Annotated in this window: 22 protein-coding genes and 1 tRNA gene; 10 read left to right on the forward strand and 13 right to left on the reverse strand. The window is 67.9% G+C overall.

Going from position 1 to position 21,998, the window contains the following annotated elements:
• The coding region (locus H289_RS30715) for a DUF222 domain-containing protein (RefSeq protein ID WP_036420778.1) at window positions 1-350 on the reverse strand (350 nt) is incomplete at its 3' end.
• A 119-nt stretch (window positions 351-469) separates the two neighbouring features.
• Window positions 470-1,312 (reverse strand): carboxymuconolactone decarboxylase family protein, encoded by an 843-nt coding sequence (locus tag H289_RS0117205; protein ID WP_029105364.1) that lies wholly within the window; start codon window positions 1,310-1,312, stop codon window positions 470-472.
• Between the two features lie 14 nt (window positions 1,313-1,326).
• Here H289_RS0117205 and H289_RS0117210 point away from each other — a divergent pair, with 14 nt between their 5' ends.
• Window positions 1,327-2,352 (forward strand): threonine aldolase family protein, encoded by a 1,026-nt coding sequence (locus H289_RS0117210; RefSeq protein WP_020102056.1) that lies wholly within the window; start codon window positions 1,327-1,329, stop codon window positions 2,350-2,352.
• Here H289_RS0117210 and H289_RS0117215 read toward each other — a convergent pair.
• A complete protein-coding gene (locus H289_RS0117215) occupies window positions 2,336-3,706 on the reverse strand; it encodes a metallopeptidase TldD-related protein (protein ID WP_020102057.1) in 1,371 nt (456 codons plus the stop codon). The genes H289_RS0117210 and H289_RS0117215 overlap by 17 nt on opposite strands.
• A complete protein-coding gene (locus tag H289_RS0117220) occupies window positions 3,706-5,223 on the reverse strand; it encodes a TldD/PmbA family protein (RefSeq protein ID WP_020102058.1) in 1,518 nt (505 codons plus the stop codon). The genes H289_RS0117215 and H289_RS0117220 overlap by 1 nt, the downstream gene beginning before the upstream one ends.
• A 38-nt stretch (window positions 5,224-5,261) precedes the next feature.
• Between H289_RS0117220 and H289_RS0117225 the strand changes: the two genes are divergently transcribed.
• From H289_RS0117225 to H289_RS0117235, 3 genes are read left to right on the forward strand one after another with little or no spacing between them, the layout of a single operon-like run.
• On the forward strand, window positions 5,262-6,134 hold the full coding sequence (locus tag H289_RS0117225; RefSeq protein ID WP_020102059.1) for a carbohydrate ABC transporter permease: 873 nt from the start codon (window positions 5,262-5,264) through the stop codon (window positions 6,132-6,134).
• Window positions 6,121-6,933 (forward strand): carbohydrate ABC transporter permease, encoded by an 813-nt coding sequence (locus tag H289_RS0117230; RefSeq protein WP_020102060.1) that lies wholly within the window; start codon window positions 6,121-6,123, stop codon window positions 6,931-6,933. Before H289_RS0117225 ends, H289_RS0117230 begins: the two co-directional genes overlap by 14 nt.
• The gene (locus H289_RS0117235) at window positions 6,930-8,252 is read left to right on the forward strand and encodes an ABC transporter substrate-binding protein (protein ID WP_020102061.1); all 1,323 of its coding nucleotides are present in this window, start codon (window positions 6,930-6,932) and stop codon (window positions 8,250-8,252) included. The genes H289_RS0117230 and H289_RS0117235 overlap by 4 nt, the downstream gene beginning before the upstream one ends.
• Here H289_RS0117235 and H289_RS0117240 read toward each other — a convergent pair.
• Together H289_RS0117240 and H289_RS0117245 are read right to left on the reverse strand one after the other, a co-directional pair.
• The gene (locus H289_RS0117240; protein WP_020102062.1) at window positions 8,249-9,085 is read right to left on the reverse strand and encodes a CbiQ family ECF transporter T component; all 837 of its coding nucleotides are present in this window, start codon (window positions 9,083-9,085) and stop codon (window positions 8,249-8,251) included. The genes H289_RS0117235 and H289_RS0117240 overlap by 4 nt on opposite strands.
• Window positions 9,082-11,121 carry an ATP-binding cassette domain-containing protein gene (locus tag H289_RS0117245; protein ID WP_020102063.1) on the reverse strand — a complete coding sequence of 680 codons (2,040 nt, stop codon included), beginning with the start codon at window positions 11,119-11,121 and terminating at the stop codon, window positions 9,082-9,084. The genes H289_RS0117240 and H289_RS0117245 overlap by 4 nt, the downstream gene beginning before the upstream one ends.
• Before the next feature lie 100 nt (window positions 11,122-11,221).
• Between H289_RS0117245 and H289_RS0117250 the strand changes: the two genes are divergently transcribed.
• Window positions 11,222-11,665: a MarR family winged helix-turn-helix transcriptional regulator gene (locus H289_RS0117250; protein WP_020102064.1), complete on the forward strand. Its 444-nt coding sequence runs from the start codon at window positions 11,222-11,224 to the stop codon at window positions 11,663-11,665.
• Between the two features lie 3 nt (window positions 11,666-11,668).
• Here the strand turns inward: H289_RS0117250 and H289_RS0117255 are convergent, their stop codons facing one another.
• Window positions 11,669-12,169: an LppP/LprE family lipoprotein gene (locus tag H289_RS0117255; protein ID WP_020102065.1), complete on the reverse strand. Its 501-nt coding sequence runs from the start codon at window positions 12,167-12,169 to the stop codon at window positions 11,669-11,671.
• 185 nt (window positions 12,170-12,354) lie between these two features.
• Between H289_RS0117255 and H289_RS30720 the strand changes: the two genes are divergently transcribed.
• The 3 genes from H289_RS30720 to H289_RS0117270 all read left to right on the forward strand — a co-directional run bounded on the left by H289_RS30720 (window position 12,355) and on the right by H289_RS0117270 (window position 14,800).
• Window positions 12,355-13,806, forward strand: coding sequence for a cellulase family glycosylhydrolase (locus H289_RS30720; protein WP_020102066.1), 1,452 nt, complete (start codon window positions 12,355-12,357; stop codon window positions 13,804-13,806).
• An 85-nt stretch (window positions 13,807-13,891) separates the two neighbouring features.
• A complete protein-coding gene (locus tag H289_RS31905) occupies window positions 13,892-14,290 on the forward strand; it encodes a hypothetical protein (RefSeq protein ID WP_155944165.1) in 399 nt (132 codons plus the stop codon).
• A 33-nt stretch (window positions 14,291-14,323) separates the two neighbouring features.
• Window positions 14,324-14,800 carry a GNAT family N-acetyltransferase gene (locus tag H289_RS0117270; protein ID WP_020102068.1) on the forward strand — a complete coding sequence of 159 codons (477 nt, stop codon included), beginning with the start codon at window positions 14,324-14,326 and terminating at the stop codon, window positions 14,798-14,800.
• Window positions 14,801-14,805: 5 nt separating this feature from the next.
• On the opposite strand, the gene H289_RS31910 is transcribed toward H289_RS0117270, so the two are convergent.
• The 3 genes from H289_RS31910 to H289_RS0117285 form a co-directional block, all read right to left on the reverse strand.
• Window positions 14,806-15,324: a PRC-barrel domain-containing protein gene (locus H289_RS31910; RefSeq protein ID WP_020102069.1), complete on the reverse strand. Its 519-nt coding sequence runs from the start codon at window positions 15,322-15,324 to the stop codon at window positions 14,806-14,808.
• Window positions 15,325-15,499: 175 nt separating this feature from the next.
• On the reverse strand, window positions 15,500-15,730 hold the full coding sequence (locus H289_RS30735) for a hypothetical protein (RefSeq protein ID WP_020102070.1): 231 nt from the start codon (window positions 15,728-15,730) through the stop codon (window positions 15,500-15,502).
• Window positions 15,731-15,913: 183 nt separating this feature from the next.
• Window positions 15,914-15,986: transfer RNA gene (locus tag H289_RS0117285), tRNA-Asn, on the reverse strand.
• 158 nt (window positions 15,987-16,144) lie between these two features.
• Here H289_RS0117285 and H289_RS0117290 point away from each other — a divergent pair.
• Window positions 16,145-16,387, forward strand: a complete 243-nt coding sequence (locus H289_RS0117290) for a hypothetical protein (RefSeq protein WP_020102071.1) — start codon at window positions 16,145-16,147, stop codon at window positions 16,385-16,387.
• A 38-nt stretch (window positions 16,388-16,425) separates the two neighbouring features.
• Here the strand turns inward: H289_RS0117290 and H289_RS0117295 are convergent, their stop codons facing one another.
• The 3 genes from H289_RS0117295 to H289_RS0117305 all read right to left on the reverse strand — a co-directional run bounded on the left by H289_RS0117295 (window position 16,426) and on the right by H289_RS0117305 (window position 19,970).
• Complete coding sequence (locus H289_RS0117295; RefSeq protein WP_020102072.1) at window positions 16,426-16,707, reverse strand: DUF7155 family protein; 282 nt, start codon at window positions 16,705-16,707, stop codon at window positions 16,426-16,428.
• 79 nt (window positions 16,708-16,786) lie between these two features.
• Window positions 16,787-18,676, reverse strand: coding sequence for a DNA primase (gene dnaG, locus H289_RS0117300; protein WP_020102073.1), 1,890 nt, complete (start codon window positions 18,674-18,676; stop codon window positions 16,787-16,789).
• Window positions 18,677-18,701: 25 nt separating this feature from the next.
• Window positions 18,702-19,970, reverse strand: coding sequence for a deoxyguanosinetriphosphate triphosphohydrolase (locus H289_RS0117305; RefSeq protein WP_020102074.1), 1,269 nt, complete (start codon window positions 19,968-19,970; stop codon window positions 18,702-18,704).
• 63 nt (window positions 19,971-20,033) lie between these two features.
• Here H289_RS0117305 and H289_RS0117310 point away from each other — a divergent pair, with 63 nt between their 5' ends.
• Window positions 20,034-21,992, forward strand: a complete 1,959-nt coding sequence (locus H289_RS0117310; protein ID WP_020102075.1) for a TPM domain-containing protein — start codon at window positions 20,034-20,036, stop codon at window positions 21,990-21,992.
• Window positions 21,993-21,998 lie beyond the last annotated feature (6 nt).

The following is a 21,998-nucleotide window of genomic DNA, read 5'->3' on the forward strand; positions in this document are numbered from 1 at the left end:
AACTCCCACAGCGGCGGCAACGGCTCCCCGGTCAACCCGGTGCGGGGCGCCAAATGCTGGGCGTCGCGGACCCGACGATTGGCTTCAGTGGTATCCACGCGTAACCGGATACGCAGCACCTCAGCCCAATTTTTCGCGCCAAGCTCTCGGGCCGTGACCTGAGACTGCGTGGCGGCCAGGATCTGGTGATCGACCGCTTCGGCGGCGCACTTCAGGGTTTCGCGGCGGGACTGCAACTCCAGCAATGTCCGCACATCCAGGCCGGTGTAGTCCAGGGACGCGAGCCGAGCCTGCGCGGCCTCGTAGGCGGCGTAGGCCTCCTCGACAGCGGCTGGATCGGTCAATCCCATACATCGAACATTAGTTCGAAGCACCGACAAGAAACCGCCGGGAATGTGACGCTAGTTACCCATTGTGACCAGCGCAATCAAAGTGACCAAAGTTTTTCCGAGAGCCCCCAGAACAGCCCCTAAGAGAACACCGGCTGCCCGTCGGCTCCGAGCAGATAGCGCTCGGTACCCTCGCTGACCCGCGGCGCGTCACCACCCAAAGCGACGGCAATCTTGTTGATGCCGTTGCGCATCACGTCGAGGGTGATCTCGATGGCCTCGGCGTCCGAGAAGTGCGACCGAACCCCCGCCGCGACGTCGGCCGGTATCCGCGACGGCGTCCACACCAGGGCGTCGACGTAGCGCAACGCGGCCTTCTGCCTGTCGTCGAGCAGCGTCGACGACTCGTACAGTTCGATCTCCGAGTACAGCGACTCATTGCCGCCGGCATCCAGCGCCGTGCCCTCACGCAGCGACTTGCACAGCCGGCAGTTGTGCGCGGCCGCGCCGCGCAGCCGCACGACCTCGGTCATCACCGGATCGAGCTCACGTCGCGCCCCTACCGAACTTGCGAAGCGGTTCAACAGCAGGTCCACCGGGTCAGTCGAGTGGTCCCAGCCGTCGGGATCGGCGATCGGCGGCAGCCCAAGTGCCGCGAATCCGGCTCGCACCCGCGGCACGAAGTCCGCGATGTACATCAACGCCACGATACGAAAACTGTTGGCGCCCAGCGCTGCAGTGAGCTGTTCGCGCTGAGCCACAGAGATCACCGACACGTCGGTGCTGAACTGCTCGGCGAACTCGGCCACCAGCGGCTCGACGTCGGACACGGGCCCGAACACCTCTTCATAGGGCAACGGCGCAAGGCCCAGGGTCTCGGCACACGTCTGCCGCATCGCCGCATTGAGCCGCCGTTCGGCGGGCGGCGACAATGCGATCAGGGACGTCAGTAGCTCCTCCACACTCCGGATTATTGCCGCGATGAGACGATCGACGCATGAGTTCGACCGTCTCGGCCGCATTCGCCTCCGACAACGCTGCTGGTGCTCACCCGCGGGTGATCGAGGCCATCGTCGCCGCCAACCAGGGCCCAGTGAGCTCGTACGGCACCGATCCCAGCACCGAACGCGCAGCGCAGGCGCTCAAAGCGACCTTCGAGGCCCCCGACGCCGACGTGCTGTTCGCGCTGACCGGCACCGCGGCCAACATCATCGCGCTGGCTTCGGCAGTGCGGCCCTGGCAGGAAATTCTGTGCAGCGATATTGCGCACTCACTGCTCGACGAAGCGGGTGGGCCGGTGCGAATCGCCGCGGCACAACTGACACCGCTACCCAGTGATGACGGCCTGATCTCACCGCAGGAGCTGGATCGGCACATCGCCCGCCGCGGCGAGGTGCACCACTCGCAGCCGCGCATCGTCACCATCACCCAGTCGACCGAGAACGGGCGCGTCTGGTCACCCGCAGCGCTGACGGAGTTCATCGACTACGCCCACCAACACGACCTGCTGGTGCACATGGACGGCTCCCGCATCGCCAACGCCATTGCCGCCCTGGGCATCAGCCCAAAGGAGGCCATCGGCGACGCCGACATCGTCACCGTCGGCGGCACCAAGAACGGCATGCTGTTCGGTGACGCGGTACTGATCCGCCGGCCCGAACATTTCGAGGGAATTCGCTTCGTGCAGAAGCAGATCGGTCACCTCGCCAGCAAGCACCGGTTCATCTCGGCTCAGTTCGAGGCCATGCTGCACGACGATCTCTGGTTACAGACCGCAGCCCACGCCAACCGCATGGCCGCAACATTGAGCGCCGGGTTCGCAGAAGCGGGACTGCAACTGGCCGCGCCGACCGAGGCCAACGAGGTGTTCGTCATCCTCGACGCCGCGACCACAGCGCGCGTCAGGGAACGGTTCGCCGTCCACGCTCCCGACCCACTGCGACCGATCGTCCGGTTCGTCTGCTCGTGGGCGACCACCGACGAGGACGTCGCCATGGCGCTGAAAGTTATTGCGCCTGACTGACCGACGACATGTGGAAGTCCGGAATGCGCAATGACGGCATCTGTGACCGGGTGGCCCAGTCACCCCACTCGCGAGGCAGCGTGGTCTCGCTGACGCCGGCCTCGGTGGCGCGCCGCAGCAGATCCAGCGGACTCTCGTTGAACCGGAAGTTGTTGACCGCGGCCGTCACTTCCCCGTCCTCGATGAGGTAGACGCCGTCGCGCGTCAGACCGGTCAGCAGCAGCACCGTCGGATCGACCTCACGCATGTACCACAGCGTCGTCAGCAGCAGGCCGCGTTCGGTGCCGGCGATCATGTCGGACAAACTCACCGAGCCGCCGGTCATCAGGAGGTTGTCTGCCGGCACCGCCACGGGCGCGTCGAATTCCGCTGCGGCCGAACGCGGATACGCCAGTGCGTTCACGACACCGTCGCGAATCCAGTCGACGCGCCCGATGTCCAGTCCGTTGTCGAACACCGACACCCGCTCCGACGAACTCGACGTCGCCACGAACGGCAGGCAATCCAGCCCGGGCGCAACGGGATCCGAGTACAGGGTCAGCCCGAGGTCGGTGAGCTTCTCCCCCACCCGGGTGCCGCCCGGCGCCGCCAGCGCGGTGCGGCCCTCCTGTGCGCCGCGGCCGTCCATGCTCCAGCCGAGGTAGATCATCATGTCCGCGACGGTCGACGGCGGCATCAGCGTCTCGTACCGGCCGGCGGGCAGCTCGACGGTCCGAGAGGCCCAGCCGAGACGCAGGCACAGGTCGTCGAGCATGGAATCGACTGGCACATCCACGAAGTCGGCGGTGCTGACGCCCGCCCAGGCGCTGGCGCCATCCCGTTTGGCGTTGATCTCCACCGAGCCGGTCGGTTGGGTGAACCGCCGCCGGATGCCACCCGAGGTGGCCAGGTACGTGGTGTCGAGTTCGTGCCGCGCGAACCCGTACAGCGCGTCGCTGCGGTGGAAGCCGTCGACGAGGCGAGTCGCCACGTTCCCGAACACCGAGGCGCCGGTCAACGGCGACGGCGTATCCCAGTCGTCGGACGTCTCCACGCCGGTCAGCGGGGGCGCGCTGTCGCGGGCCTCGGGCGCCGCCTGCGCGGCATCCTGCGACGCCGCCACCAGACCCGCGATGGTCGACGGATCGACCTCACTGGACTTCACCGCGCCGACCCGGGCCTTATCCCCTTGGCGGACAATCGAAATGACGGTGGTCTCGCGGCTCACCGACTCGCCGTTGGTGGTCATGGTGTTGCGGGCCCAGCGCAGCGACGCGGTGGACCTGTCGGTCACCAGGACGATGGTCTCGTCGGCCCGGCCCCGACGGGCGGCCTCGGCCAGCACCAGGTCGACAACCTGCGGTGCAGTGATCATCAACGCCCCGATTCAGTTCGCGTGTTGAGCACATTGATTGCGCGGAAGAGCGCGGACGGACAGCCGTGGCTGACGGCGGCCACCTGGCCGGGCTGCGCCTTGCCGCAGTTGAACGCGCCGCCGAGACGCCATGTCGACTCTCCGCCAACGGCTTCCATCGATCCCCAGAAGTCGGTGGTGGTGGCCTGATAGGCGATGTCACGCACCTGGCCGTCCAGCTTGCCATCGCGGATCTTGAAGAACCGCTGCCCGGTGAACTGGAAGTTGTACCGCTGCATGTCGATTGACCACGACTTGTCGCCGACGATGTAGATGCCGTTCTCGACCCGGCTGATCAGATCGTCGGTGCTGAGATCGTCGGTACCCGGCTGCAGCGAGACGTTGGCCATCCGCTGGATCGGCACGTGATGCGGCGAATCCGCGTACGAGCAGCCATTGGACCGGCTGACCCCGAGCTTCGGCGCGAACACCCGGTCCAGTTGGTACCCGACGAAGACGCCGTCGCGCACCAGGTCCCAGCTCTGCGCGCGGACGCCTTCGTCGTCGAACCCGATGGTCGCCAGGCCGTGTTCGACGGTGCGGTCCGCGGTGACGTTCATGATCGGCGACCCGTACTGCATGGTCCCCAGCTTGTCCGGGGTGGCGAACGACGTGCCGGCGTAGGCCGCTTCATAGCCGATGGCCCGGTCGTATTCGGTGGCGTGGCCGATGGATTCGTGGATGGTCAGCCACAGGTTGGTCGGGTCGATCACCAGGTCGGCGGGACCGGCCGTCACGCTGGGCGCCTTGACCTTCTCCGCCAACAGCGTCGGCAGCTCCGCCAATTCGGTTGTCCAGTCCCAGACCTCGTCACCGGCGACGGCCTCCCAGCCGCGGGCCGTCGGCGGCGCCAGCGTCCGCATCGTTTCGAAGGCACCGGCCGCGGCATCGACGGCGACGGCCTCGAGCGTCGGCTGCACCCGCACCCGCTGCTGGGTGATCGACGAACCGAAGGCGTCGGCGTAGAACACCTGCTCCTTGACGGCCTGCAGACCCGCCGACACGTGGTCCACCCCGTCGGACGCGAGCAACCGGCCCGAGTACTCGCCCAGCAGCGCGATCTTGTCGGCGGCGGTGACCTCGAACGGGTCGATGCGGTACGGCGACACCCAGGACACGTCGGCGTAGACCGGCTCAGGAGCCAGCTCGATGCGCTCGGCATTGAGCGGCGCCAGCGCCACGGCGACCTGCACGGCCCGACGGGCGGTCTCGGCCGCAACCTCGGGCGTCAGCTCGGCGTGCGAGGCGAAACCCCAGGTGCCGTCCACGATCACCCGGACCGCCAGCCCGATCTCGCGGTTGACCACCGAGGATTCCAGTTCGCCGTCACGCAGCTGGATGTGTTCGGTGGTGATCCGGTGAATCCGGAGGTCGGCGTAGCTCGCACCGGCAGCCAGCGCGGCCGACACCGCGGCCTCGGCCAGCAAATGGCGCGGCAAGGCCAGGAAGTCGGCGTCAACCCGTCGCAGCGCAGTCACGGCTACACCGTAGTAGCACCGCACGCTTTAATGATCCGGTGGCACGCCGCAGGTTTCGGGACACCCTGACCGGCTATGCGCTGCTCGCCCCCAGCCTGTTCGGCGTGGTGATGTTCCTGCTGCTCCCCATGCTGGTCGTCGGCTGGCTGAGTCTGCAGCATTGGGACCTGCTGGGGCCCATCCGATTCGTCGGGCTGGACAACTGGCACACCGTGCTGACCGATCCGACATTCGGCCGCTCGATGGCGGTGACGCTGGGTTTCGTCGCGCTGGTGGTCCCGGTCCAGACGGTGCTGGGGCTGCTTGCCGCAATGCTGCTGGCCCGCGGACTGCCAGGCACCGGGTTCTTCCGCACGCTGTACGTCCTGCCGTGGATCTGCTCGCCGCTGGCGATCGCGGTGCTGTGGCGCTGGATTCTGAGCCCCACCGACGGCGCGGTGAGCACCGTGCTCGGGCACCGCATCGAATGGCTGACGGACCCCACACTGGCGCTCCCACTCGTTTCGGCGGTGACGGTGTGGACCAACGTCGGCTACGTGACGCTGTTCTTCCTCGCCGGAATCCTGGCTATCCCCAACGACGTTCACGACGCGGCCCGCATCGACGGGGCGACGGCCTGGCAACGGTTCCGCCGCATCACCCTGCCCATGCTGCGCCCGACACTGTTCTTCGTCCTGGTGACGGGCATCGTCAGCGCGGCGCAGGTCTTCGACACCGTCTACGCACTGACGGGCGGCGGCCCCGAGGGCCGCACCGACCTGATCGCCCACCGCATCTATGCGGAGGCATTCGGCTCGGCAGCCGTGGGCCGTGCCGCGGTCATGGCCCTGATCCTGTTCGTCCTGCTTCTTGGCATCACCCTGGTGCAGCACATCTACTTCCGCCGGCGGGTCAGCTATGACCTCACGTAACGCGCTCATCTATGCGGTGCTGGTGCTCGCCGCCGCCATCACCTTGGTGCCGTTCGGACTGGGCCTGCTGACGTCGTTCACCTCGGCCCGCCAGTTCAACACCGAATCGCCGCTGTCCCTGCCGAATCCACCGACGCTGGCCAACTACGCCGCCTTGTCCGACGCCGGTTTCGGCCGGGCCGCGCTGGTGACCGCATTGATGACCGCGGTGATCCTGTTGGGCCAGCTGGCTTTCTCGGTGACGGCGGCGTACGCCTTCGCGCGGCTCGATTTTCCGGGACGCGACACCCTGTTCTGGTTGTACCTGGCGACCCTGATGGTGCCCGCGACAGTGACGGTCGTGCCGCTGTATCTCATGATGGCCGAGGCTGGGCTGCGCAACACCTTCTGGGCGTTGGTGCTGCCGTTCATGTTCGGCTCGCCTTACGCGATCTTCCTACTGCGCGAGTACTTCCGGTCCATCCCGGCCGACCTCATCCGCGCCGCCCGCATCGACGGCGCCGGCACGCTGGACGTCATCGTGCACGTGGTGCTGCCGGCCAGCCGCTCGATTCTCGTCACGCTGGGCCTGATCACCGTTGTCTCGCAATGGAACAGCTTCATGTGGCCGCTGGTGATCACCAGCGGCTCGTCGTGGCGCGTGCTGACCGTCGCCACCGCAGGGCTGCAATCCCAGTTCGACGCCCAGTGGACCGTGGTGCTGGCCGCGACGACCGTCGCGATCGTGCCGCTGATCCTGCTTTTCAGCGTGCTGGGCCGGCACATCGTCCGCTCGATCGTCGTCACCGGCTTGAAATGAAGTTCTCGACCCGGTTCGTCATCGCCCTGGCCGCCACCATGGCGGTGCTCCTGGTGGCCGCCGCAATCCTGGGCCGGACGCAGGACACCGGGAAAACCGTTGTCACGGTTCGGCTGTGGGACGCGCAGGTCGCGGCGGCGTACCGGTCGTCCTTCGCGGAGTTCACCCGCCGGCATCCGGACATCGAGGTCCGGGTCGACGTCGTCGCCTACGCGTCGTATTTCGATTCGCTGCGCACCGATGTCGCCGGTGGCGGCGCCGACGACATCTTCTGGCTGTCCAACGCCTACCTGGCCGGCTACGCCGACACCGGCCGACTGCTCGACATCGGAAAGTTGTTGGGCCGCGACGCCGCCGGCGCCTGGGACCGGTCGGTGAACCAGCAGTTCACGCGTGACGGAACCCTATGGGCGGTACCGCAACTGACCGACGGCGGCATCGCGGTGTACTACAACGCGGACCTGCTGGCGGCCGCCGGAATCGAGCCCGCCGACCTGGACACGCTGCGCTGGTCCCCCGGTACCGATGACACGCTGCGTCCGCTGCTGTCCCGGCTGACCCTGGACCGGCACGGAAACCAGGCGGGGACACCGGGATTCGACCCCGAGCAGGTCCGGCAGTGGGGCTACAACGCCGCAAACGATCTGCAGGGCATCTATCTCAACTACATCGGCTCGGCCGGCGGCACCTTCAGCGACGGTGACCGGTTCGCGTTCGACAATCCGGGAGCCCGAACAGCTTTCGAGTACCTGGTGCGGCTGATCAACGCCGACCACGTCTCCCCCTCGGCCGCCGACACCAACGGCAACGGCGACTTCTCCCGCAACCAGTTCCTGCAGGGCCGTATGGTGCTTTTCCAGTCGGGCACCTACAACCTGGCCGCCATCGCCGATCAGGCGCGCTTCCGATGGGGCGTGGCGATGCTGCCCAGCGGACCGGATGGCCGCGTCAGCGTCACCAACGGGATTGCCGCCGCGGCCAATTCGGCCACTCGCCATCCCGATGCGGTGCGGACAGTGCTGCAGTGGATGGGCAGCGCCGACGGAAACGCATTCCTGGGCGTCAAAGGCGCGGCAGTGCCCGCCGTGCTGGCTGCCCAACCGGTCTACTTCGACTACTGGAAACGGCGCGGTGTCGACGTGCAGCCGTTCTTCACCGTGCTGAACGGCCCCCGTCTCCCGGCTCCCGGCGGTGCGGGCTTCCCGGCCGGATTCCAGTCCATCAGACCGTTTTTCGACGAGATGTTCCTCGGCCGCGCGCCGGTCGCATCGACCTTGACCGCCGCGCAGCAGGCGGCCAACGCCGCGGCCGAGCGCTAGAACCGGTGGGTGGCCAGCGGCGTGGCCGCCTCAACCCACAGCGACAACGCACACATCGCGACGACCATCAGCAACGCCACCGCGTCGGCTCGGCCCGGGCGCGCCGGACTCGCGACGATCTGGCCCACCCCGCCACGCGCGGTGATGGCGTCACCCATCTCGTCGCCGCGGCGCAGCGCCACCGTGATCGCGGCGGCCAGCAGGTCGACGATCTCGGCGCGACGCTGCCGACTGCGCTCCCGGCGAGTCTCCGGCCGCACCTTTGGCCGCAACCGGCGCGCGGCGAACAGCACGCGGTATTCGTCGATCAGCATCGGGAACGCGCGCAGTCCCAGGGCCAATGTCACGGCCCACTCATCGACGGGTATCCGCAGCCACTTCAGCGGCCGGCCCAAAGTCGCCACGGCAGGCGCGATCTCGGCGACATTGGTGGTCCACGAGACCAGGCCGCCCAGCCCCAGCAGCACGATCGACAGCACGGTGATCTGCAGGAAGTTCAGCAGGCCGCCCAGGCCAAGATGCAGCGAACCGACGTCGAGGAACGGGTCGCCCCCGGCGAGGGCAGCCGTGCCGCCGCCGAGCAACAGCAGCACCCAGACCAGGCGCGGCACCGACGGCAGCACGCTGCGCGGGATGTGCGCCAGCCACGCCGTCAGCAGCACCAGCAGCGCGACCAACCCGATGGGCACCCAACCGGGATAGATCGTCAGAACGACGCCGATCAGCGCCACCACGATGAGTTTGGTGCCGGCCCACAGCCTATGGATGGGCGACGTGCCGGGCACGGGACGCAGCAGCACCATCGACCGGCGCTGGGCGGCTGGGGCCGTCATGATCGTCCTCCCGCGGTGAGCGGTGCTTGCGCCGACTGGTCGGCGAGTTCGCCGCGGTGCAGATGCAGGATGCGCGGACAGAGTTCGTCGAGCCCGGCGAAGTCGTGCGAGATGACGACGACCGTCAGCCCCGTGGTCCGGCGCAGCTCGGCGAGCAACGTCACCAGGCCGCGCTGGCTCGCGGCGTCCAGCCCGGCCAGCGGCTCGTCGAGGATCAGGGCGCGCGGACGACGAGACAGCAGCCCCGCCAACACGACCCGGCGCATCTGGCCGCCGCTGAGCTGATCGATGCGACGGTCGGCCAGCTCGGGGTCGAGCCCGACCATCGCGAGCGCCTCGGCGATCCGGACGGTGTCGCGCTTCGAGAAGCCCGCGGCCGACGCGATTTCGGCACCGACGCGCGACCGCATCAACTGCAGCCGCGCCGCCTGGAACGAGATCGCCACGGCACCAACCTGATCCGAGACCGGTTTGCCGTCGAGCAGACAGCTGCCGGTCGTGGGCACGGTGAGACCGGCCAGAATCCAGGCCAGCGTGGACTTGCCGGAGCCGTTGAGCCCGTGGATCAGCACACCCTCGCCCTCGTGGACGGTGAAGCTGATATCGCGCAAAGCCGTTGATTCCCACGGCGTCCCGCTGCCGTACTGGTGCCCCACACCCTGGACCTCGAGCACCGCCGGGCCGTCGGGTTCGCTGCCGTCGGCCACGATCGGCACCGGAGCGGTCGCGACCATCTCGATGTTGTCGCTGGCGCCGTCCAGCCGGACAACCCGGTCGGCCGAGTCGGCTTCGTCGTTGTAGTGCGTGATGTGCACCAGCGAGGTGCGGTGGTGGCGGGTCAGGTCGGACAGCACCGAGAGCAGGACATCGCGCCCTTGTTGGTCGACCATGCTCGTGACCTCGTCGGCGATCAGCAGTGCCGGTTCGCGCGCCAGGGCGGCGGCGACGGCGAGGCGTTGCAGCTCGCCGCCCGACAGCCCGCCGGTGTCCCGGTCGGCCATGCCGCTCAAACCGACCTCACCCAGCAGCCGTTCGACGTCGATCGTCGTCCCCGACGGCAGCCCCCAGACCACGTCGTCGGCCACGCGGGTGCCGAGCACCTGGCTCTCGGGATGCTGCATGACGACCGCGGTGCCGCCGGATCGACCGAGGCCGACCGCACCCGGCCGGTCGATCGTGCCCGCCGTCGGCGCGCGGCCCGCAAGCGTGAGCATCAGTGTCGTCTTGCCCGATCCATTGGCGCCGGTGACGGCGACGTGCTCGCCTTCGTTGATGTCCATGCTCACCGGGCCGAGTGCGTCTCGATTGGTACCTGGGTACCGGAATCGGACACCGCGCAGGCGTGCCGGGACCGGCGCCACCAGACCGGAGGATTCGACGGTGTCGAGTTTGTGCACATCGGGAATCCCGTAGAGCCGCTTCAAGACCCGCGACAGCGCCCACCAGCCCAGCAGGGTGACGAACAGGATGTGCAGGATCACCGAGAGCATGATCGGCAGCGGCCAGTAGTGCAGGAACGCGGCGAACCCGGTACGCAGATCGTCGGCGGCCCGCTCCCCGCCGGGCACCGCCCCGATGATGTTGGCGATGCCGTTGATGTTCGAGGTCATCGACGCGAAGATCAGCTCCCGCAGCCGTCCCACCAGCAGCAGGATGGCGATGACGTACGCGCCGAATGCGGCGCCCGCGACCACCGACGCCCACAGGACGGTGGCGATGCCGCGCCCCGTGCGCTTGACAATGCCCGTCAGGCCGCCGATGTAGGCGCAGAACACCACAGTCATCAGGCCGCCCATCCCGGCGATGAGGAATGCGATGGTGCTGCCGGCGATGGTCGCGGCGACCAGCACCCGAATCCGGTAGCGGTAGGCCAGCAGTCCCATCGGGACCGTGCCCAGCATGCCGAGCCCCGCGGCGAACGGGACGACGACGGCGATGATGGCGGTGGCCGCGCTCAGTGCCGCCATCACAGCGGCCTGGGCGTACTCGCCCGGATTGAGGGGACCGGCCTTATCTCTGGTGCCGGCAGCAGTCATTGCACAATTCTGCCAGCTGCGTAGACGGGTAAACTCGACGGTGTTGTGACCGTCACCACTCTCGATGACAGGTTCGACTACATAGAGAATCTATGAAACCATGTGGAACATGACCGTTGCACCGGCGACCGAAACGACCCTCGCCTCGGATCTGCTCGCCGTCGTTGCACGCATCAACCGCCTGGCCAATCAGCGCGTCCGGCTCCCGCTCCCCTTCGCGCAGGCCCGCTTGCTCTCCACCATCGAAGCCGAGGGCCGCGCCCGCATCTCCGATCTCGCCGCGCTCGACCACTGCTCACAGCCCACGATGACGACCCAGGTCCGTCGCCTTGAGGACGCCGGACTGGTGTCCCGCACCGTCGATCCCGACGACGCCCGCGCCGTCCTCATCAGCATCACACCGCAGGGCATCGCCACCCTGGCGCAGGTTCGCGCCGACCGCGGAAACGCCATCGACCCGTTCCTGGCGGAACTCGACAGCACCGACCGGGACACCCTGGCCGCCGCCGTCGAGATCATGCGCGGCCTGCTCGCCGCGCACTGACGCTCACGGCCCGGGAATCGGGTCCAGCGCCTTGAGCGCACCGCCGTCGACGGTGAACCGCACACTGCCGATACCGGTCGGCATCCCCGGCTGATCCTTGCCCTGCTGCCATTGGTATTGCACCGTCGCACTGTCCGGAGCGCTCGCGGTCACGGTGATGTACGGCCGCGCATTCGGCGTCGGGGTGCCGATCATCGTGTTCTTGTTGAAGAACACCACCTGCTGCAGGCTGTCGGGCGTCGAATTGTTCTGCCCGACCTGCACCCAGTACAACGCGCAGTTCGCGGTGTGGCCGCTGCTCATCTGAGTCCATTTGCCCGACGGCGGTGCCGGCAGCGCGTAGATGGCCGCGGTCACGACGTTCTGCGCCGGTCCGTCGGCGGGTGTGCACTTGTCGGCCTGAGGCACCGGGTCCGGACCTTTCGGACTCCAGCCACATCCGGCGGTGAGCAGGGCAGATGCCGCGAGCAGGACGAACGCCGAGGTGTAGCCGATGGACCGCATGCGGCCAGCCTACGGCCAAGCGCACCAAGCTTTTTGACAGCAACCTGGTTTGCCCGCAGTTTGCACGGGGCACCCAAAACTTGTGTTTGACGCCCGAGCGGGGTTAGCCGGGCGCGAAATCGATTGCGGTTAGGGGTAATTCGATGTGGCATAGACAGAAGCGAGGTCAACAGCAACGGCCGGTGATGAAGACCGGTGTGAAGGTGGCAATCTCGGCGGCATTGCCGGTCGGGGTTGCAGGCCTGATTTTTGCGAGCGTGGGCACCGGTCCCGGACCGGTGCCCTATTTGCTGTCCGCGGCGATCACCGAATCGAACACGACAGTGGGTTTCGCCGATTCGGACATCATCGGTATGTCGACGGCCGACATCAACAAGACACTCGACGAGATGCAGTCCCTCGGCGTGCAGAACGTGCGGATTCTGCTCCCGTGGAACAACATCGAGCCCGCACCGGGCTATTGGAACTGGAGCACCGTCGACACCCTGGTGAACGCTGCCGCCGAACGCAACATGGGCATCCTCGGCGTGCTCAACGCGACGCCGGCGTGGGCGGTGCAGCCCGGTTATCCGGCCGTGGCCGCGCCGCCGGCCGACAACGCGCAGTACGCGCAATTCGTCGGCGCAGTGGCGGAGCGCTACGCCGGCAAGGTGTCGGCCTACGAGGTGTGGAACGAGCCCAACGCGGCGCCCTCCTGGTACCCGACACCCGATCCCGCCGCGTATACCAGGCTGTTGCAGGCGGCATATCCGGCGATCAAGGCCGCTGACCCGAACGCGACGGTGATCGGCGGCGTGGTCGGCTGGGTCACCGATACCCCTGGCCTGGCCATCAACGCGGCGTCATACGTCCAGGGCATGTACGACAACGGAGCCCAAGGATATTTCGACGCGCTCTCGTTCCACCCGTACCAGTACCAGGTGCCCTTCGGGAACGGCACACCGTACGGGCCGATGGCCCCGATCAACCAGCTCGCGACGATTCATCAGGAGATGGCCGCGGCCGGCGACGGCAGCAAGCAGATCTGGGCCACCGAGTACGGAGAGCCGACCTCGGTCGTCGACAACAACACGCAGGCGGCGTTCATCTCCAACTTCCTGAACTCGTGGAGCAGCATCAACTACACGGGGCCGATGTTCATCTACACCACCCGTGACCGGAACACCGGCAGCACCAGCGACCAGGACACTCTCGGTGTCTTCCAAACGGATTGGACGCCGAAGCCCGCCGCGAACGTCATCGCCCAATGGACGGCGACGCATGCGCAGAAGCCGATCGGTGCGCCGGCTCCGACCACAGTCCCGAGTCCCACGGCAGCGATGACGACGCTCAGCGCCACCACCAATACGCTTGCCGGCCAGGCACTGTCGACGACGACGGACACAACCGCCAGTGGCACCACGGCAGCGGCGAAGACGACGGACACCACCGCATCCGTCACCGCGACACCCGTTACCGCGGCCGCTACGGCGTCGCCCGCCTCGACCACTGCCGACACCGCGGCGCCGGTAGCGTCCACGCAGGCAAAGCCGTCGCAACCGGCACCGAAGACGAAGTCGGCGCCCACTAACTCAGCCCCGAAGAACACCGGGCCGAGGAACACCGGACCGAAGACGGCCGGTTCGACCAACAAGTAGTCAGATCACCATCCGGGGCGGTGCACCTGCGTCGCTCCGGATAGCTGTGCGTTTCGCGGCACTGTCGCGCGGGTAAGCAATGGCCATGTCGATCACGGTCGGTGGTGGACCACCTGAGTACGACGGTGATTTGCCCGGAGGCGTCGCCGGACTGTACGGCGGCGGCACGTGGCCGGCCGCGGGCAGCAAGGCGCAACGTCGCGTACTGGCCCTTGCCGTCGGCGTTCTGGTCGGACTCCAGCGGCGGCGATGGCAGGACGCGGCCGTCGAATTGATCGGGGTCGCCCACGACTCCGACATGTCGCCCTACGTACTGGCCGAGGCCCTGGTCGAGCTGTCGGGTGGCCATTCACTGCGGCTGGCAGGCGGGTCCCGCCCCGACGCGATGCGAACCGCACTGAAGCATTGGGGCGACCTACTGACTCCCCCGGCGGACTCCGACGACGAATCGACCCCCGGCTCGGAGCACGTCCTGGCTTGGTGAGGCCACCAGCCCGTCACTGCCCGTCACTACCCTGTGAACGTGACCACGACGCAAGACTTCTCACTACGGCCGTGCCATGGACCCGCGGAATGGCCGGAGCTGGTACGCATTTGGCGTAGCGCGGTCGAAGCCACGCACCACTTCCTCACCGCCGACGACATCGACTTCTACGAACGGCGCCTTGCCGAGGAGTACCTGAAGATGGTCGACCTCACCGTCGCGGACTCCGACGGCGTGCCGGTGGGCTTCTCGGGTGTCGCCGGCGGGAACCTGGAGATGTTGTTCATCGACCACCGGCATCGTGGTCGGGGCGCGGGCTCGGTCCTGCTGGCCGATGCGCGGGCCAAGAACCCGGGCCTCCTGGTCGACGTCAACGAGCAGAATCCGCAAGCGGTCGGCTTCTACCACCGCCACGGCTTCGTCACCCTGAGCCGGTCGGAGACCGACGGCGACGGGCGACCGTTTCCGATCCTGCATCTGGGCCCCGCCCCGTCGACTCCGGTCGGCTGAGATGGTCAGCGCTCTGTGCCCACCTGGAGACGCTCCTCCGAGCGGGTCATCTCCGGCCCGGTATGCGTTGTCGTCGGGTTGGTCTGGGCTGTCGTGTTCGCCGAGGTACCGCCGATCCCGCCGAGGGCCGGTGCCGCGCCGCGCAGGTGCTTGCCGCCATTGGACGGCGACGATTCGGGCTCGGGCTGCGGCGGCTGCGGGGTCGCGGGCCGATCGGACCGCATCCCGTAGTACTGCATCAGGGTGGCTTCGTCCGCCGGGCTGATCCGGTCACCGATGTCCACGTGCGGGGCGTTCTTGACGGCGCTCTTCGCCACGGCCACCCGCACCGAATCGTCGCCGTCGGGCCGGGCACCGGCCAGCGGAACCAGCGACTCCGAAATACCGAAGAGGCCGGTGTGAACCGACGCCCACTTGGGCTGCCTGCTCTGTGCGTCCAGATAGAGCTCGTGGATCTTGCCGATCTTCTCGCCAGACGGGTCGTACGCGGTCGCTCCCTTGATCTGTTCCAAAACGTTCGTCATAGATTCGCTCCCTTTCGTCCGTACTCCTATTTCCCATTGCGCCGCAGACCGATCAGGCCTGCGTGGGCGTGTTGACGGCGATCTCGGTCGAACTCGGTTGCCGCGCGCGGCAACGCCACACCGAAAAGGCGCTCAAACGCCTTTTTCTCGAGTGCTTTTGGGTTCTGCCGACGGCTCAGACGTGGTGGCCATGCAGGTGCGGGTGGTGCTCGCTGAGCAGCATGCCCGATAGCAACCACACGGCGCCGAACGTCGCAGCGGCCAATGACACGATCATCGCCACTGCGCCGAACGCCAGATATCCGGCCACCATCGCGACGGCTCCGACGACCAGGGCCACGAAACTCGTGGCGATGGTCACCAGGCCCGGCACCATGGCGCCGACCGAGGTACGCGATTCGTTCATGCATTGCGGGTACCCGTGAGCGTGGGCACCAAACTCTGGGCACGTACCGAGCGTGGGCCTTTTCGAGGTGACGCGCCGGAAAAATCACGTCAGGCCCCACGCTCGACGCAGGGCTCGAAGTCGAGGACGATGCAGCCGCCCCGGAATGCAAAATGACCAGCACTTCCGTGCTGGTCACCGTTGCTCCCCCGATTGGACTCGAACCAATAACCGCCCGATTAACAGTCGGGAGCTCTGCCAATTGAGCTACAGGGGATTGTGCTCAGGCCCCGGGCGCGTGTCCCTGAACCGAGGCATGACTCTAGCGCATGACTGTGCGGATCTTTGAATCGGCTGGTAGCTGCCGGTCGGGCCAGACGCATCGGCGATCGTGAGGCAGGATGGAGCCAAGCACCGTCATCAGGGAGGGGTCCAGTGATCCGAGCCGTCGCCGTCATGGCCGTTGGCTATGTTCTGGGAGCCAAAGCAGGCCGTCGCCGTTACGAGCAGATCGCCGGCACATACCGCGCCATCACCGAGAGCCCGAAGACCAAGGCGGTGCTGGATGCCGGCCGGCGCAAGCTGGCCGACAAGGTGTCACCGGACCCGAACATGGTGCGGTTGACGGCGATCGACTCACAGACCGCAGTGCTGCATCCGGAGTCGATTCACGACTGACCCGACCGAAAATCGGGCGGTTATCGGTTCGAGAAGCCTCAGCCGAGCGGCTGGTTCCAGGTCTGGCCCGGCAGCAACGGGCCGCTGCTGAGGCCGCCCTGCGGACCCCAGACGCCCCACGGCGTGCCCACGTTCACCGGCTGGCCATTGGAGCGGCCCATGCAGTTGCCGTCTTCCTTGTTGCCGAACCAGGCCAGGCAGCCGCCGTCAGCGGTCGTCTGCGACGACGGGGCACTGCTCAGCGCGACGACGACCGGGGCAGCCACTGCGGTGGCCGCGAGCGCTGCTGCGGCGAAGAGCCGGGTTGCTCCGATGGTCATGATTGGCCTCTCCCCTGGGGTCGGTTCTGCCCCACCATATCGCGCACACTGCTTCCCCGCGTTACAGCAGACAAAAGCCTCAGCTGAGGTCGTCGCCGCTGGCCTGCTGCAGCAGGCTGCGCCGGTACTGCTCCATGGCGACGAGGTCGCCGAACAGCGCGTGGTACTCGTCGCTCTGCTCGACGGGCGACATGCGCTGCAGTTTCGACTTCAGCTCGGCGATCTCGCGGCCGACCCAGACCTCCTGCAGGCGGGCCAGAACGCTCGCGATGTATCGCGGCAGCTTGTCGTCTTCGGCCTGGAAGGCCTCGACCGACAGTTCGTTGATCAGGTTCGCGGCGGCTGGCTCGACCGTCCGGACCGCCTCGATCCAGTCCGCACCACCGAGGCCGGATGATGTCCCGCCTGCCGTGGTGATCGCCTGCCGGACGGCGGCGTACCCGGGATGGGTGAAGCTGTCGACCGGCAGCCCGTCGAACACCGGGCCGGCCATCGCCGGGTACTGCAGCGCCGACTTGAGCGCCTCGCGCTGCGGCCACAGCGTCGGGTCTTTCGGATTCGGGCGCCCCACGGCCGCGGCCGGAGCCGCCGGTGCCGACGAGCGGCGGGCGTCGCGCTTCGACGTCGCGGGACCCGACTTGGCGGTCTCGCGCACGCGCGCGATCACCTGCGCCACGTCGTCCCAACCGACCCAGCCGGCGAGCTGACGGGCGTACTCGTCACGCAGGGTGGGGTCTTTGATCCGGGCCGTCAACGGCACACACCGGCGCAGCGCGGCGACGCGGCCCTCCGCGCTGTCCAGGTCGTGCTCTTCGAGCGCGGTGCGAATAACGAACTCGAACAACGGCGTTCGGCGCGCCACCAGATCCCGCAGGGCGCCGTCGCCGGACTTGAGCCGCAGATCGCACGGGTCCATGCCGTCGGAGGCGACCGCGACGAACGACTGACCGGTCAGATTCTGTTCGCCCTCAAAGGCTTTCACGGCGGCGGCGCGTCCGGCGGCGTCACCGTCGAACACGTAGATCAGCTCGCCGCGAAAGAAGTTGTCGTCCATCATCAGTCGCCGCAGCATCGACAGGTGCTCGTCGCCGAAGGCCGTGCCGCACGACGCGACCGCTGTGGTCACGCCGGACAGGTGCATGGCCATGACGTCGGTGTAACCCTCGACGACGACGGCCTGGTGCCCCTTGGCGATATCACGCTTGGCCAGGTCGAGGCCGAACAGCACATGAGATTTCTTGTACAACACCGTTTCCGGTGTGTTGACGTACTTGGCTTCCATGTGGTCGTCGTCGAACAGGCGACGGGCGCCGAACCCGATCACCTCACCCGTCGCGCCCCGGATGGGCCAGAGCAGCCGGCGGTGGAACCGGTCCATCGGGCCGCGGCGGCCCTCGCGGGACAACCCGGCGGCCTCCAGCTCCTTGAACGTGAATCCCTTGCGCAGCAGGTGTTTTGTCAGGGTGTCCCAGCCCGACGGCGCGAATCCGCAGCCGAAGCGCTTGGCCGCATCGGCGTCGAAGTTGCGGTCGATGAGGTACTGGCGGGCGGCGGCGGCCTCGGCCGACTGCAACGCCTCGGCGTAGAACTCCTGCGCGGCGGCGTTGGCGGCGAGCAGCCGGCTGCGGCTGCCCTTGTCGCGCTGCACGTTGGTGGTCGACGACCCCTCGTAGCTGATGGTGTAGTTCAGCCGGTCGGCGAGCAGCTCCACGGCTTCGACGAAGGTGACGTGCTCGATCTTCTGCACGAACGCGTAGACGTCGCCGCCCTCGGCGCAGCCGAAGCAGTGGAACAGTCCATGGTTGGGCCGCACATGGAACGACGGCGATTTCTCGTCGTGGAACGGGCACAGCCCTTTGAGCGAGTCGGCACCCGCGCGGCGCAGCTGCACGTGCTCGCCGACGATGTCCTCGATGCGGGTGCGTTCACGAATGGCCGCGATATCGCGATCAGGAATCCGGCCGGCCACGCGCCCAGTGTAGGCGGAGCTGGATTCAGTCCAGCGGCCGCGGCGAGCGCGCCTCGTGGACGCGTTCCAGCCGGGTCTCGGTGTACGACGCGATCTGGTCGACGACAACCCGCAGCCGGGCACCGTCGTCGTCGGCGAGGGCGAACTCGGCGGCGAACTGCGGGTCGAGACTCGCCGGGGCCTGGCCCCACAGCGACAGCGCGACCTCGCGGACCATGGTGCGCTGGTCGGCCTGAATCTGCAGGTGCTGATGGTCGGACATGATGAACTGCAGGGCCAGCATCTTGAGCACCGCCACCTCGGCCCGGACCAGGGCCGGTACCGCGAGCTCGGCGTCGAAACGGCGCATCGTCGCGCGGCCCGCCTGCTTCTTGGTCTCGGTGACGGCGGCATTGGCGAACCGGCCGACCAGCTCGCTGGTGAGCCGCTTGAGCGCCACCGACGTCGCGACCGAACCGTCGTACTTGCCGACGGCGGTGACGACGGGCAGCTGCGACAACCGCGCGGCGGCGGCCAGCATGTCGTCGTGCGTCACCGTCGGATGTGAGCGGGCACCTAGGCGGGCCAGGGTGTCGGCCGCGTCCGCGTCGGCGAGGACACGCAGATCGATGCGGCCGGAGATGATGCCGTCCTCGACATCGTGCACGGAGTACGCGACATCGTCGGCCCAGTCCATGACCTGGGCCTCCAGGCACAGCCGCTCGGCGGGAGCGCCCTCGCGCACCCACGCCGCGGCGGCCGCGTCGTCGTCGTAGAAACCGAACTTCACGCGGTCCTCGCGGAACCACGGGTACTTGATCACTGCGTCCAGCGCGGCCCGGGTCAGATTCAGGCCGGCCGAACGTCCTTCACTGTCAAGCATTTTCGGTTCGAGCCGGGTCAGGATGCGGAAGTTCTGCGCGTTGCCCTCGAACCCGCCGAACGGTTTGGCGATCTCGTCGAGCGCACGTTCGCCGTTGTGGCCGTAGGGCGGGTGGCCGATGTCGTGGGCCAGACCGGCGAGGTCGACCAGGTCGGGATCACAGCCCAGCCCCACGGCCATGTGACGCCCGATCTGCGCCACTTCGAGCGAGTGGGTGAGCCGGGTGCGCGGGGTCTCACCCTGGCGGGGCCCGACGACCTGGGTCTTGTCGGCGAGCCGGCGGAGCGCGGCGCTGTGCAGCACGCGGGCCCGGTCACGCGCGAAATCCGTGCGGTGGCCGGAATCGGTGCCGGGCAGCGTGGCGCTCTTCGTGCCCTCCCCGACCAGCCGCTGCCGGTCGAAGTCGCTGTATCCGTCGCTTGCAATGCCCACGGCCGAAGTCTGCCAGCCCGGTCGCGTCCGCTTACCACATACCCTGTCACTACATTGAGCGGCATGCGCATCGTGCGAGTGCTCTGGCTGATGATTTCGGTCCTGTTGGTGGGGACGCTGCTGGCACCGGTCGCGTGCGCCGAACCACCCATGCGGCTGCCGGACTACGTCACCGACGAGGCCGGTGCGCTGAATGGGCAACAACGCGGCGACGTCACCGCCGCGGTGCAACAGCTGTACGACAAGCGCGGAACCCGGCTGTGGGTCGTCTATGTCGACACCTTCTCCGAGGCCAGTCCCCGCGACTGGGCCGAAAGCACCTGGCGCAAAAGCTTTCTGGGGAATCACGACGCCATCCTTGCCGTGGCGATCAAGGATCGTGCCTACGCGCTCCTGGTGCCTGAGGCCGCGACAGGCGAAGTGGACGTCGACCGCCTGCGCCAGGATGTCGTCGAAGCCAAGCTGCACGACGGCGACTGGGCGGGCGCGGCCGTCGCTGCCGCCGACGGACTTCGAGGGGCGTCGACTGCGCCGTTCAACTGGGTCGGACTGGTGATTGCGCTGGCCGTGATCGGTATCGCGTTCGCCGGACTCATCTGGTGGGCCCGGAGTCGTCGCCGGAAGCGCAGGCAGGCCGACCTCAACGCCGCGCAACAGGCTGACGCCACCGATCCCGCAGTCCTCGCGAAGATGTCTCCGGAAACGTTGGAGGACCTGTCCAAGTCAATCCTCGTCGAGGTCGACAACGCCGTGCGTACCAGCGACAACGAGCTGGCCCTGGCCGTCGGCGAGTTCGGCGAGCGCGACACCGCGCCATTCATCACTGCGCTACAGAATGCGAAAGCCGCCATGGCACAGGCGTTCAGCGTGCGCCAGACGCTCGACGACGCCGTGCCCGAAACTCCGCAGCAACGCCGCGACCTGCTGACCCAGGTGATCGTCTCGGCAGCCCGCGCCGACAAGGAACTCGAGGACCGGCGCACCGCGTTCCATCAGATGCGCGACCTGGTCATCAACGCGCCGACCCGACTGGACGCGCTGACCCAGCAGATGGTCGCCCTGACCGCACGCATCGAGCCGGCACAGAAGACGCTGACCGGGCTGCACGGCCAGTTCACCGAGACCGCGCTGGCGTCGGTGGCCGGCAATGTGGACGGCGCCAAAGAGCGCCTGGCGTTCGCCGATCAGAACATCACCGCCGCGCGCGGGTTGGTCAGCAAGCCGGGCGACAGTCAGGCCGCCCTGGTCAATGCCATCCGCGCCGCAGAATCCGCAGTGGGCCAGGCGCAACGGCTGCTCGATTCGGTCGACAGTGCGGCGACCGATATCGCCCATGCGATCAGCGCCCTGCCCGCCGCGATCACCGACATCCAGAACGGCATCGCGGCCGCCGAGGCGATACCGCCCGGCGCGCGCTACACCGAGCTGACGGCCGCGCGTACCGCTGCCGTACAAGCGGTTTCGAACGCGCAGGCGTCGGGCGCGGCCGACCCGCTGACCGCCTTCACCCAACTGACCGCCGCCGACTCGCAGCTCGACAAGATCCTCGCGACCATCTCGGAGGAAACCGCGGCCCTGAACCGGCTCCGGCAGTCATACGGTCAGGCACTGCTGGCGGCGCAGTCCCGGGTGCGCGGCGTCTCGGATTTCATCGACACCCGCCGCGGCAGTGTCGGCTCCGAAGCCCGCACCCGGCTGGCCGAGGCGCAGCGCCGCCTCGAAGCCGCACAGGCAGCACAGGCCACCGACCTGCCGGCGGCCATCGACCAGGCCAACGCCGCAGACGCCCTGGCAGCTCAGGCTCAGAACCTGGCCGACAACGACGTCCGCGCCGCCCGCCAGGCCTACGCCGGGTCCGGTACGAGTACCGCAGGCGACATCGGCGGCATCATCATCGGCGGCATTCTGTCGGGCATGATCCGCGGCGGCGGTGGTGGCGGTGGCAGCCACGGGGGTGGTTGGAGCTCAACGAGTTTCGGCGGCTCAGGCGGCGGCTTCTCCGGCGGCGGCGGGCGGTTCTAGTCGCGG

The sequence above is a fragment of the Mycobacterium sp. 360MFTsu5.1 genome (genome assembly GCF_000383495.1).
In the GTDB taxonomy this organism is placed as follows: domain Bacteria; phylum Actinomycetota; class Actinomycetes; order Mycobacteriales; family Mycobacteriaceae; genus Mycobacterium; species Mycobacterium mucogenicum_B.

Coding starts and splice junctions, on each gene's coding strand:
- H289_RS0117215 (WP_020102057.1), bottom strand. CDS start 3,706: ATGATCACTGCACCGCAGGTTGTCGACCTGGTGCTGGCCGAGGCCGCC.
- H289_RS0117235 (WP_020102061.1), top strand. CDS start 6,930: ATGAAGTTCTCGACCCGGTTCGTCATCGCCCTGGCCGCCACCATGGCG.
- H289_RS0117250 (WP_020102064.1), top strand. CDS start 11,222: ATGTGGAACATGACCGTTGCACCGGCGACCGAAACGACCCTCGCCTCG.
- H289_RS31910 (WP_020102069.1), bottom strand. CDS start 15,324: ATGACGAACGTTTTGGAACAGATCAAGGGAGCGACCGCGTACGACCCG.
- H289_RS0117210 (WP_020102056.1), top strand. CDS start 1,327: ATGAGTTCGACCGTCTCGGCCGCATTCGCCTCCGACAACGCTGCTGGT.
- H289_RS0117230 (WP_020102060.1), top strand. CDS start 6,121: ATGACCTCACGTAACGCGCTCATCTATGCGGTGCTGGTGCTCGCCGCC.
- H289_RS0117295 (WP_020102072.1), bottom strand. CDS start 16,707: ATGACCATCGGAGCAACCCGGCTCTTCGCCGCAGCAGCGCTCGCGGCC.
- H289_RS31905 (WP_155944165.1), top strand. CDS start 13,892: ATGTCGATCACGGTCGGTGGTGGACCACCTGAGTACGACGGTGATTTG.
- H289_RS30735 (WP_020102070.1), bottom strand. CDS start 15,730: ATGAACGAATCGCGTACCTCGGTCGGCGCCATGGTGCCGGGCCTGGTG.
- H289_RS0117240 (WP_020102062.1), bottom strand. CDS start 9,085: ATGACGGCCCCAGCCGCCCAGCGCCGGTCGATGGTGCTGCTGCGTCCC.
- H289_RS0117255 (WP_020102065.1), bottom strand. CDS start 12,169: ATGCGGTCCATCGGCTACACCTCGGCGTTCGTCCTGCTCGCGGCATCT.
- H289_RS30720 (WP_020102066.1), top strand. CDS start 12,355: ATGAAGACCGGTGTGAAGGTGGCAATCTCGGCGGCATTGCCGGTCGGG.
- H289_RS0117310 (WP_020102075.1), top strand. CDS start 20,034: ATGCGCATCGTGCGAGTGCTCTGGCTGATGATTTCGGTCCTGTTGGTG.
- H289_RS0117245 (WP_020102063.1), bottom strand. CDS start 11,121: ATGACTGCTGCCGGCACCAGAGATAAGGCCGGTCCCCTCAATCCGGGC.